Source organism: Granulicella sp. L46, assembly GCF_009765785.1.
Lineage (GTDB): Bacteria > Acidobacteriota > Terriglobia > Terriglobales > Acidobacteriaceae > Granulicella.
Map to the genome: position 1 here is coordinate 32,382 of NZ_LMUT01000009.1, position 12,357 is coordinate 44,738.

Consider the following 12,357-nt stretch of genomic DNA (forward strand, 5'->3'; position numbering starts at 1 on the left):
CGTCCTCTCTATCCTCTACACCCTATCCCCTGCTTCACTGCGCCGCATAGTACGCCTTCACCAACTCGTCATAAGACTTCGGCACAAAGTCCATCGCCGGTGTCCCTCCCGCCAGGTACCGCACAAAATAATCCCACTTACGCTTCATCACATACGGCGAAGCAGCCGCGTAGCCATGATGCACATTCGGGATCAGCAGCATGTCGAAATCCTTGTTCGCCTTGATCAGCGCATCGACCACCAGCAGCGTATTATTCGGTGGAACGTTATCATCCATCGTTCCGTGCGCCAGCATCAGGTGCCCCTTCAGATTCTTCGCATACTCTTGGTTCGCCTGCACCGAATAGTTATCCGCTCCATCCGGCCCCAACACCTCGAGCCCAGCCCAGCGCTCATCCCAGTCGTCCTCATACTCCCGCTGGTCATGATTGCCGCTCTCCGCCCATCCCACCTTGAAGAAATCCGGATAGTGAAACAGCGCCGACACCGTAGCATTGCCGCCGCCCGAATGCCCCGTGATTCCCACGCGATCCAGATCAATCCACGGATACCGCGAACCCAGGTCCTTGATCCCCGACACCTGGTCCGCAATCGTGTCATCCCCCATATCCTGAGGCTTCGATGCATCCGTATCGTGGAAGCTCTTTGACCGATGCGGATTCCCCATCCCGTCAATGCACACCACCACGAACCCCAGATCCGCCATCGATTGCAAATCCCCGCGCGAAGCCTCGAATCCCGTCCCAAGCAACGAGCACGCCCCGTCCTGCGGTCCCGGATACACGTAATCAATCACTGGATACTTCTTCGACGCATCGAAGTCCGTCGGCTTGAATACAAACCCATACACCTGCGTCTTCCCGTCGTGCGCCTTCAGAGCCACCCGCATCGGCGGCTTCCATCCCGCCGCCAGCAGCTGCGAGGCATCCTGCTTCGCCAGCGTCACCAGTACCGATCCCTTCTTCCCATCGCGCAGCACCGCAGTCCGCGGCGTATCAACAGTCGAGTACACATCCACAAATGAACTTCCATCCGCCGCCGCCGTCACCTCATGCGTCGCATCCTCCGGCGTCAACAGCGTCTGATGCTTCCCATTCAGATCCACGCGGAAATAATTCACGTAGTAAGGATCCTGCCCTTTCATCTTGCCCGTAGCCGTGAAATACAGCACGCGGTTCTTTTCATCGACAGCCTTCACCTCGGCCACCGGCCCATCCCCGTGCGTCACTTCATTTTTCAGCGCACCAGTCGTCAGGTCATACAGATAATACTGCGCCCAGTTGCTGCGCTCGCTCGCCCACAAAAACTCATTCGAATCCCACAACACCTTCCAGTCGTTGTTCGCCTGCCAGCCGTAGTACGTGTCCACATGCTCGGTATAGACATCCCGCACCTCGCCCGTAGCCGTATCGGCCACCTTCACCCACTCATCCTTGTGGTCCCGCGACGTCGATACAAACGCCAGCCGCGCCCCATCTGGTGAAAACTCGACATCGCTCCACTTCCCATCTCCGGCGCAGCTAACGTCATCGCACTCCATGCTGCGATGCTCCATAGGCGGTAGCTTCAGCCGCACCACCTTCCCCGTCGCCACGTCGATCACCACCGGCTCAATCATCGTGACATCCTTATCCCCCACCAGCGGATACCGCCAGGCCTCAAGCTTCGGATGGCGATTCGTCACCGGCACCAAATACATGTACCCCGTCTTCCGTTGGTCCTGCTGAAACGTAGCAATCTTCTTCCCATCGTCCGACCACGTCAGGATCGCTCCATCCGAATGCTGCCATCCCGCATTATCCGTCGCATACCCAAAGTCTTCGACGCCATCGGTCGTCAGCTGCCGCTCCTCACCCGTCGCTACTACCTTCACCCACAAATTGTTGTCGCGAATGAACGCCGCCACCTTCTTATCCGGCGAAAGATTCACATCGCCCGCATGCCGCCGCGCAATCACCTTTTTTGCCGCAGGCTTGGATCCCGGTTTCTCTGCAGTCGCCTCTTCACTAGGCGGCTTCGGCTCCTCCGTGCAAGCAGTCACAGTCGCATCGCAATCGAACACGCCCTCACTCGTCGTCACCGAGAACCCTCCGCCCGGCATCTCCTTGTACTCGGTAACCCCCAGCTTCTCCGCCGTCGCCTTCGAATCTGCATTCGCCTTATTCAGCGCCGCCGCCAGCTTCCCGTTATCAAACGCCGGAGCAACCGTCCCCTTCTCCGCATCAGCAATCATGTACGCGGTCCCGCCCACACCAGGGTCGCGATAGAACACCCTCCCACTCGGCAGATAGCTAATCCCGCGAATCGTGTGGTGCACCAGCCCCGTCACGTTGTACGACATCCACCGCTCCGCCTGCGTATAGTCCTGCTTCGTATAAACCTTCTGCGCCGACCCCGGCAGCGTCCCCAATGCCACACCAGCTAACACAACCGCAGCAGCCAACGACGAACGATTCCACATAGCGAACGAGATCCGATCCAAAGAATTTTTGGGTAAACAGCAGTTCAATCAGCCTAGCCCAAAACCCCACCCCAACGCGAACCCGCCCATGCCATATCAGTGATTGGAAACCTGGTCGTCGTCACTGAGCGTCCCTAGAAACGCGATAACGTCGTCGATTTCATCATCATTCCAGACCGGTCGTTTGTTCTTACCACCAGAGAAGGGCGGTGTGATCTTGTCGACATTCGAACGCAACGCAACCGGCAGATCATTAAACGCATTCCCGTCTCCATTGTGGCTACGCGGATACCATTCGCCCGGATTCGTATCCCGCTCCACATAGAAACGAAGAGCCTCCTTAAGCGTGTGAAATCGCCCGTTGTGAAAGAAAACCTGCCGTGTTGCAACGTTACGCAGCGTGGGAGTCTTGAACATCCCGCAGTAGCTTGAATCGCGTTGGTTCGTTCGAATCGGGCCGCAGAGACCCATGTCATAGAACTTGCTGTCGCGGTTGGCTGGAATCGTCCCATTGCGAGGAACTCCGATCGCCTCAAACTGAAAATCAGTGAAAAGTGGATGCGACCCATCCGCACCTGGCGCAGAGAGATGGCAGGAAGCGCAGTTGCCGCGGGCGCCATCATTAAACAGAGCAAGGCCGCGCTGCTCCTGGGCTGTCAGCGCCGCCTTCCCATCCAGATAGCGATCGTATTTGCTGGAATAAGGATGAAAGCTGGGATCTTCGAGCTCAAACCGTTCCAGCGCGAGCAGCGCAAACGCAAACGCCTTGTCCGTGCTCGCGAAGCTATCCTGCCCAAAGGCCTCGCGGAATAACTCTGCGTACGGCCCTTCTTCAATCCTCCGCACTACCAGTTCTTTACTCGACGCCATCTCCGACGCCGCCAGCAAGGGAAACGCAGCCTGCTCATGCAATGTATCGAAACGTCCATCCCAAGCGAAGCCTCCAGCCGGGACGTCGTCTTTTTCCGCGATCCGTTCCGCCAGGCTTGTCGGCCGTGGATGCGCCCAAATCGGCGTCCGCGCCAGCGTATAACGCAAAGAGGGCACCGCACGCAGACCAACCATATGAAGCGAGCGCCCTCCCAGCTGCACGGACAGCGCATTGGGAGGCCCATAGGCATGGGCCGCGCTATGACAGCTCCCGCAACTCAGCTTCCCCGAGGACGAAAGCCTCGCATCGAAGAAAATCTCTCGCCCCACAAGAGCCCGCCCTGATAACCGCGGAAGCGCACCATGGTTAGGAGAGGAGCCGTGAGCGCTGGAAGCCGCATGACCCGCATGGCCGCATACACCGCCGCACAGCACGGCAATCATGAAAACGATGAGGGATAATTTGATGGACTGCATGCAAGGTTTCTGAGCAAGATGGCCTCCATCGACGCGATGAAGGCCATCCTCGCTTTAGGTAGCGCTCTACGGAACATTCGTGAAGACGTCAGTCCCGAGAGGAACCAGCCCACTCGCCTGCGCGTTTCCAAGCAGAGGCAGGTTAAAGATGTTCTCCACCGTTTTCAGCATGGAATAGTGGTTGTACGGCACCTTGGATACAGTCCCCGGTTTGATAAACGGCGACAACAGGATAGCGCCGGTCTGGTCTCCACCGTAGTTGCCGTACACCAGGTTGTAACCTCCGGCAGACTGAGTCTGTGGATAGGGAGCGAGATTCGGACCGAGTGTCTCGCCACAGCAGAAGTCTCCCGGAAACGTGATCGTGACCGTACTGCCGCTCACCGTGGTGACATAGTTACTCTCGTCAAAATTGATGATCAGCAACCCGTCCGCCTGGTAGGCCGGCGATGCCATAATGATCGGAATCCATTTGGTCAGAAACGCATTCATGCTGGTATAACCGCCAGCCGCTCCATTGGCGCAGGGAGCGTCGTGCCCGTCATCACACAGGTTCGGCGTGATGAATGTGAGATTCGCCGTCGTGGACACCGACTTCAGATCGTTGGCCAGATTCTGTTCCATATTTACGACGTGCGTCCCGCAATCCGACGAATCGATAATGGAGTGGAAGTACATGAACGGATTGTGGCGCGTTGCATACATGTCACCAAGCGGAACTGCCGTGCTTGGCGCCTCTGCAACCTGTGTGAGGTCTTGTGTGTTCAACGTGGGATGCCCGCAGGTCGCGCTCTCGCGAGCAGGATCATTCCCCATATCGCCCATGTAGCCTTTCCACGTCAGGTTCGCCGCCTTCATCTGGTCGGCAAGCGTGAGAACGCTCGCCGGATAAACACAGCCACTGCCCAGGACTTGGCCATCTGCCGCCGGGGTACTGCTCGTCGCCGTGAAATCAGCATACGTTTGGCAATCGGAGATCGTCTGGGGCGTGCCGGCCTGCCCGCTGATCATCGAGACGTAGTTGTCGAGACTCACATGGCCGGTGCCATAGTACCCGCTGAGCTGCGCTCCCTCGCTTGCTAGCGTCTGGGTGAGATACGGCACCGGCGACGTGGATCCGAAGGTCGTAGAAAAGCTCTTGTTTTCGAGCACAATCATAAAGACGTGCTTTACGACCCCTGTGACCGGCGAAGGCTCCACCACCGGCGCAGCAGGGCTGACACTGGAACACGCAGTAAGGCCATTGACAAGCATCAAGGCAATCCCTGCACAAACCGACAAATACGGCTTATTGGCCATCAATCGTTCAGACATTAAATCTCCTCAACCCCGTCGTTTCAACCAATGGGGTCGCGCGCTATAGAGCGAACACATGCATCGTGAGTGTTCTGATAAACGGAAAATAACAGCGCTGTTGCGGAGCTGGTGTGAACAACCACTCAGAGGGGTCTGATTTTTACGCGAATTTCATGGGCCAACGTAATCCAGACACTGCCTTTCCCGCGAGAGCGTTCCGAAGCTCCCACCATCAGCATTGCCAATTCGCACCCATCCTTAAATCAAACGCGCGCTCAACGATCTCTCGTCAAGCGCGCGCCTCACTGGCCTGTCGCCAAACCCTACATATTCTCAATCATCCGAGTAGCAAACTCACTCGTCTTCGCCTTCGTCGCACCCTGCATCTGTCGCTCAAAGTCGTACGTCACATACTTCTGCGCAATCGTCTTCTCCATCGACGACTCAATCAGGCGCGCCGCTTCCTTCCATCCAATGAAGTCAAACAGCATCACGCCCGACAAAATTACCGACCCCGGATTAATCACGTCCAGGTCCGCATACTTCGGAGCCGTTCCGTGCGTGGCCTCGAACACCGCATACCCGTCGCCAACGTTCGCGCCCGGCGCAATGCCCAGCCCACCCACCTGCGCTGCTGCTGCATCCGAGATGTAGTCGCCGTTCAGATTCGTCGTCGCCAGCACGCTGTAATCGGCCGGACGAATAATAATCTGCTGGAAGATCGAATCCGCAATGCGATCGTTCACCAGCAGCTTCTTCTTCCATTGACCATTGCCATGCGTCGCTCCAATGCTCGCAACCGTGTCCTTCACTTCCTTCACCACCGCGTCCTGAAACTCCTTCGCCGCAAAATCCAGCCCCGGCTCAATCATCGCCGCATTCTGCTCGGCCGTCAGGTTCGGATTCGCTTCCAGGTTCCCCAGGATCCAGCTCTCGCGCTCGGTAACCGTTTGATCGCGGAACTCCTGCACCGCAACCTCATAGCCCCACTCGCGGAACGCGCCCTCAGTAAACTTCTGGATGTTGCCCTTGTGCACCAGCGTCACCGTCTTGCGCCCTTCCTTCAGCGCAAACTTGATCGCCGCACGCACCAGCCGCTTCGATCCCGTAATCGAGATCGGCTTGATGCCCACACCCGAATCCAAACGAATCTTCTTCTTGCCGCCCTTCAACATGTCATCGTTGATGAACGAGATCACCTTCGCCGCCTCAGGAGTACCCTCCTGAAACTCGATCCCTGCATAAATATCTTCGGTGTTCTCGCGGAATATCACGATGTCCACCAACTCCGGCCGCTTCACCGGGCTCGGTACGCCGGCATAATACTTCACCGGCCGAATGCACTGGTACAAATCCATCAACTGCCGCAACGCCACATTCAGCGAACGAATGCCTCCGCCCACCGGAGTCGTCAGCGGTCCCTTGATCGACACGCGGAAATCCACCGTAGCTTTCACCGTATCGTCCGGCAGCCAGCTCTTGGTCTGCGAAAATGCCTTCTCGCCCGCCAGCACTTCGTACCATTTCACCGATCGCTTGCCGCCATACGCCTTCTCCACCGCAGCATCGAATACCCGCACCGACGCCTTCCAGATGTCGCGGCCGGTTCCATCGCCTTCGATGAACGGAATGATCGGATGGTCAGGCACCGTAAACGTGCCGTTGCTGTATTGAATCGCTTCGCCGTCCTGCGGCACCGGAATGTTGTTATAGCTCGCTTGCGCGTTAACCGTCGGCATATCTATAAAGCTCCAAAAAGATCGGAATCTGTGGCTCGCAGCTCGACGTCCCTTTCGGCGCGTACGCACATCCGCCCACGATCCTACTCTCCGCATATATCACTTATCGAACTGCTTGTTCGGTAAACGTGCGGCGCGGCAGACGCTCTAGCAGAGCCCTCTCCTACGATTCTACCTTCCGCCCCAACCCGAGATTTCGCGCCCCAATTCTGCCGTTTCTCACCCGAACCCTGCCGCTCCGCTTGCTTCTCAGACAAACGTTTGTCTAGAATGAGGCCGCCTCGGATTACGATCTTCCCCCGCATCCGACCCTCCAACCCGATCCAGGAGCCCCTATGAAACTCGCCGCCGCCCTCCTCACGCTCACCTTCGCCACCGCCGCAACCGCACAAACTCCCGCCTCCTCCAGCGTCTCCCTCTACCTCACCAGCCCCGATCGCTCCGCGCTCCTCGCGCTCCAACCACCCATCGCCTTCACCCCCGCCGCCACCGCCTCATCCCAGACCATCACCGTCAACCCAGCGAAGACCTACCAGACCATCGACGGCTTCGGCTTCGCGCTCACCGGCGGCAGCGCCCAACTCCTCATACACATGGACCCCGCCAGGCGCGCAGCCCTCCTCCAGGAGCTCTCCACCCGTACTGGCGACGGCATCGGCGTAAGCTACCTCCGCCTCACCGTCGGCTCCTCAGACATGAACGACCACGTCTACTCCTACGACGACCTCGCCCCCGATCAGACCGACCCCGACATGTCCCACTTCTCGCTCGACCCCGACAAAGCCGACGTCATCCCCATCATGAAGCAGATCCTCGCCATCGACCCTAAGATCAAAATCCTCGCCTCGCCCTGGTCCGCTCCTCTCTGGATGAAGACCAACAGCGCCGCCCAGGGTGGCGTCCTTCTACCTAAATACTTCCCCGCCTACGCCACCTACCTCACGAAATATGTCCAGGGCATGAAGGCTGAAGGCATCCCAATCGACACCATCACCATCCAGAACGAGCCGCTCAACGAAAAGAACACGCCGAGCATGCTTATGCTCCCGCCCGAGCAAGCCGTCTTCATCAAGGAAAACCTCGGCCCCGCCTTCCGCAAGGCCGGCATCAAGACCGGCATCGTCCTCTACGACCACAACCTCGATCACCCGCTCTACCCGCTCTCCATCCTGCAAGACCCTGCCGCAGCGCGCTACATCGATGGCTCCGGCTTCCACCTCTACGGCGGCACGGTCGACGCGATGACCGACGTCCACAACGCCTTCCCCACCAAAAACATCTACTTCACCGAGCAGTCCATCACGCAGCGCGATAACAATCCACTCATGCCTATCAGCAAGCCAGTCGCCCGCGTCATGATCGGGGTCAGCCGCAATTGGAGCAAGAACGTCCTTCTCTGGAACCTCGCCGCCGATCCCAACAACGGCCCACACACCAGCAACGGCGGCTGCTCCGGCTGCTCCGGCGCCCTCACCATCGACGGCGACAACGTACGCCGTAACATCGCCTTTTACACCGTCGCGCAAGTCTCTAAATTCGTCCCACCCGGCTCCATCCGCATCGACTCCAACGACCTCGACACTCTCCCCAACGTAGCCTTCCGCACCCCCGACGGCAAAAAAGTCCTCGTAGTCTCCAACATCACCGACACCCCCCAAACCTTCGACGTCCACACCGGCGCCAAAACGTTCACCTCCACCCTCCCCGCCGGCAACGTAGGCACGTACGTCTGGTAATCCACCGCGGCTTTGCGCAAGGGCCAACGGCCCGACCCATCACAGCCTGGGCCGAAGGCCCAGGTAACCACCCACCACAATCCCGAGGGCTGTAGGCCCGACCCAACACCCGCCGCCCAAGCCCATCTGCTAATCGCCCACGCCCCCATAGCCCAGTCATCTAAAATGGCTGGGCTATGGCATTCAAGTTTCAAGGCGTAGACTTCCTCGCGTTCGACTCCCTCCTCTCCGAAGACGAGATCCTCGTCCGCACCAACACCCGCTCCTTCATCGAAGACAAACTCGTCCCCATCATCGAGTCCTGCAATCGCGATGGCCGCTTCCCCAAAGAACTCATCCGCCCCATGGGTGAGCTAGGCTTCTTCGGCGCCACCCTCCCCGACTACGGTTGCGCCGGCATGAACAATGTCGAAGCCGGCCTCCTCTACCAGGAGCTAGAGCGCGGCGACTCCGGCATTCGCAGCTTCGTCAGCGTTCAATCGGCGCTAGTCATGTTCCCCATCCACGCCTTCGGTTCGGACGAGCAGAAATCCCATTGGCTCCCCAAGTTAGCCACCGGCGAAAAGCTAGGCTGCTTCGGCCTCACCGAACCCGACTTCGGCTCCAACCCCAGCGGCATGCGCACCCGCGCCCGCAAAGATGGCGACGACTACATCCTCAACGGCGAAAAGATGTGGATCACCTCTGGCAGCATCGCCGACGTAGCCGTCATCTGGGCCAAGCTCGAAGACACCTCCGCCGACTCCTCGAAAGAACCGAGAATCCGCGGCTTCTTAGTCGAAACCGACCGCCCCGGCTTCTCCGCCCAGGACGTCCACGGCAAGTGGTCTCTGCGCGCCTCCGTCACCTCCGGCCTCTCGCTGCAGAACGTACGCGTGCCCGCCGCCAACATCCTCCCCGGCTCCGACGGTCTCAAGTCCCCACTAAGCTGTCTAAGCCAGGCCCGCTATGGCATCAGTTGGGGCGTCATCGGCGCGGCCATGTCCTGCTACGACACCGCGTTGCAATACGCCAAGCAGCGCAAGCAATTCCGCAACCAGCCCATAGCCAGCCACCAGCTAGTCCAGGAAAAATTAGCCTGGATGGTCACCGAAATCACCAAAGCCCAACTCCTGGCACTACAAGTAGGCCGCCTCAAAGACAAAGGCAAAGCAGAGTTCCAGCACATCTCCATGGCCAAGCGAAACAACGTCTGGATGGCCCTCGAATGCGCCCGCCTCTCCCGCGACATTCTCGGCGCCAACGGCATCGCCGACGACTACCCCATCATGCGTCACATGATGAACCTCGAATCCGTAAAAACCTACGAAGGCACGCAAGACATCCACACCCTCATCATCGGCCAAAGCATCACCGGCATCCCCGCCTACTAGCGCATTCCGCACAACCACTCCGTCATCTCGACCGAAGCATCACGCCCTTGTTTTTGTGATGCGAAGTGGAGAGATCCCCGCATTTGCCTTGCTCTTGCTCTTGCTTGTTTTACGCCGTCATCCTGAGCGAAGCGAAGGACCCTTGTATTGGTCTTTGCTGTTGCTTCTGCTTTTGCCTTTGCACCCGCTCTTGCACTTGCCTCTGAGATAGGTCCGGGCTTCAGCCCGGACAATACCCAGCACCTAGGAATAGGGCTTTAGCCCCGGGTTTCTTGCCGTTGCACTTGCCTTTCTGTCTGTCATTCCGAGCGCAGCGAGGAACCTGCTTCTCGCTCGCAAAGCGAGGGTCCGCCCTTGCCAGAAGCTAGAAGCGAGAACCCAGAAGCTCCAAAACCTAAACTCCCGACGCCTTCAACTCCGCAATCCTCGCCCGCACCCCCGCGGACTCCTCCTCCTGCAAATCCGGCCGCACGCTCTCCTCGATCCCCAACGCCGTCTCATAAGCCTGCAGCGCCTCAGCCTTCTTCCCTGCCTTCGACAACACATCCCCCAACGTAGCCTGCACCTGCCCCGACCAAGGCGCCAACCTCACCGCATCCCGCGCCTTCACCAATGCCTGCTCCATCTGCCCCGCATCCGCCAGCTTCGACGCATCGTGCGCCTCCACCAGCGCCGCCGCCAGCGGCACCGCAAACGTCCCGTCAAACACATACACACTATGCTGAATCACCGTCGTCGGCTTCACCTTCCAGAACTGGTCATAAGGATTCAGCTTCCCATCCCCAAACTCAATCCCTTCCAAATCCCCCGCACTAATCAGCACCGTCCCATCAATCACCGGAGGCGTAGTCACCGGCACATCCAGCCAATACAACAAATCCGTAGTCGGCAAACGTTTGCAATTCACACCGTAGTCCGACGGATCAACAGACCCATCTGGAAAATAAGCGAACCAGCAATTCGTAATATGCCGCTGATCCAAATAAGCCTTCACCGCCTTCAACTGCTGACCCCAATCCGTATTCGCATCCCCCAAATACCGATCCACCTTCGCCGGCCCACCCCAAGCTTCATTCCCATACGCCATATACGCAGGCGACACTCTCACCGACGTCACCACCTGCCAGCAAAGCAACACGCCCAGCACATACCCCCAACGCACATCCCGATCCAACAACACCATCGCCGTCCCGCCAATCAGCACATACAGAAACGCCCACACCGGCAACAAATGCCGCGCCCCAATATCCATACTCGAGCTCATCGAGATCGCCAGATACACCCCCACCGGCACCAGCAGAAACACCATCTCCCGCCCTCGCCCTCGCAGCCCCCACAGCCAGGCCACCGGCACCAGCGCCACCAAAATCAAAAACGCCAGCGTCGACTTGATCAGCAACGCCACAGGAAAATACTCCCAATTCCCATGCCGATACACCTTCCCCCAGAAATAACTAGGGTCGTCCCACTCCGTCTCCTTCGTGTTCTCGAGCCCCCAGATATACCCCTCCGGCAGCACTTTCACCTTCGCCATCGCGCGCAGCAGCCGCGCATCGCGCTGATCATGCATCTTGTCGAGATAAGGAGCCAGCGCAGGATTCAACTCCTTCCCTGCAGGAGCAGCCTTGTATCGAAATCCATAAAACCCCCAGACAACAATCCAAGCGATTAACCCCATCACCACCAGCGCCCCAGCCCTCCGCCAAAGCACCCGCCAATCCCGAGCCATCCATCCTTCCAACATCACCGCCAGCACCAACATCGGCACCAAAAAAATCCCTGTAAACTTCGCCGACAGCGCCACCCCCAGCGCCACCGCCGCGACTCCCAGCCGCACCCAACTAGGCCTCTTGCAATATCGATAGAAGCTATACATCCCCGCCACAAAACAAAACGCGGCCCCCACATCTGTAGTCACCATCGCGCCATTAGCCAGCACATTCGGATCGAACACAAACAGCGCCAGCGCAAAAATCCCCGCCACAAACCCGAACATCTCTTCCGCCCACAGATAAATCAGCAACCCCAGCGCCAGCGCAAACCCCGCACACATCATCCGCGCCGGAAACAACACGCGATCGCCGCCATTCCCCCACACAAACGCCTTGCCATCCAGAAACGCCTCAGTCTGATTCGGCCGACCCAAATTCGGCGGGACCTTCAACTGCATATGCAGCAACGGCAACGCCGCCGTCATCTTGATAAACGGTGGCACCTCCGGATTCAGCCGATAGTCCCCAAATTTCCAAACCGTGTACCCATCAAAAAGATGATGCGCCTCATCCCAGCTAGACGAAGTCTTGTTCGCGACATGCACCAGCTGCAGCGCCAGCAAACAAAGCAGCGCCCCCACGCAAACCCCGCGCACCCATCGGCTAACCTGCAGAGTAAACCCCGCCATCGCA

The 12,357-nt window shown here is 58.5% G+C and carries 7 protein-coding genes; 2 read left to right on the forward strand and 5 right to left on the reverse strand.

Translation table 11 applies throughout. The features are described from left to right. Window positions 1-34 precede the first annotated feature (34 nt). From GSQ80_RS06800 to GSQ80_RS06815, 4 genes are all read right to left on the reverse strand, one after another. The gene (locus GSQ80_RS06800; RefSeq protein ID WP_254059493.1) at window positions 35-2,443 is read right to left on the reverse strand and encodes a DPP IV N-terminal domain-containing protein; all 2,409 of its coding nucleotides are present in this window, start codon (window positions 2,441-2,443) and stop codon (window positions 35-37) included. A 114-nt stretch (window positions 2,444-2,557) separates the two neighbouring features. Beyond that, a complete protein-coding gene (locus tag GSQ80_RS06805) occupies window positions 2,558-3,808 on the reverse strand; it encodes a cytochrome c peroxidase (protein ID WP_216850170.1) in 1,251 nt (416 codons plus the stop codon). A gap of 66 nt (window positions 3,809-3,874) precedes the next feature. Beyond that, the gene (locus GSQ80_RS06810; RefSeq protein ID WP_158786912.1) at window positions 3,875-5,122 is read right to left on the reverse strand and encodes an alkaline phosphatase family protein; all 1,248 of its coding nucleotides are present in this window, start codon (window positions 5,120-5,122) and stop codon (window positions 3,875-3,877) included. Between the two features lie 305 nt (window positions 5,123-5,427). After that, the gene (locus tag GSQ80_RS06815; protein WP_158786913.1) at window positions 5,428-6,843 is read right to left on the reverse strand and encodes an NADP-dependent isocitrate dehydrogenase; all 1,416 of its coding nucleotides are present in this window, start codon (window positions 6,841-6,843) and stop codon (window positions 5,428-5,430) included. Between the two features lie 335 nt (window positions 6,844-7,178). Between GSQ80_RS06815 and GSQ80_RS06820 the strand changes: the two genes are divergently transcribed. Continuing rightward, on the forward strand, window positions 7,179-8,579 hold the full coding sequence (locus tag GSQ80_RS06820) for a glycoside hydrolase family 30 beta sandwich domain-containing protein (protein WP_158786914.1): 1,401 nt from the start codon (window positions 7,179-7,181) through the stop codon (window positions 8,577-8,579). 176 nt (window positions 8,580-8,755) lie between these two features. Then, window positions 8,756-9,952: an acyl-CoA dehydrogenase family protein gene (locus GSQ80_RS06825; RefSeq protein WP_158786915.1), complete on the forward strand. Its 1,197-nt coding sequence runs from the start codon at window positions 8,756-8,758 to the stop codon at window positions 9,950-9,952. Window positions 9,953-10,346: 394 nt separating this feature from the next. Here GSQ80_RS06825 and GSQ80_RS06830 read toward each other — a convergent pair whose 3' ends face one another. Further along, a complete protein-coding gene (locus tag GSQ80_RS06830; protein ID WP_158786916.1) occupies window positions 10,347-12,353 on the reverse strand; it encodes a glycosyltransferase family 39 protein in 2,007 nt (668 codons plus the stop codon). Window positions 12,354-12,357 lie beyond the last annotated feature (4 nt).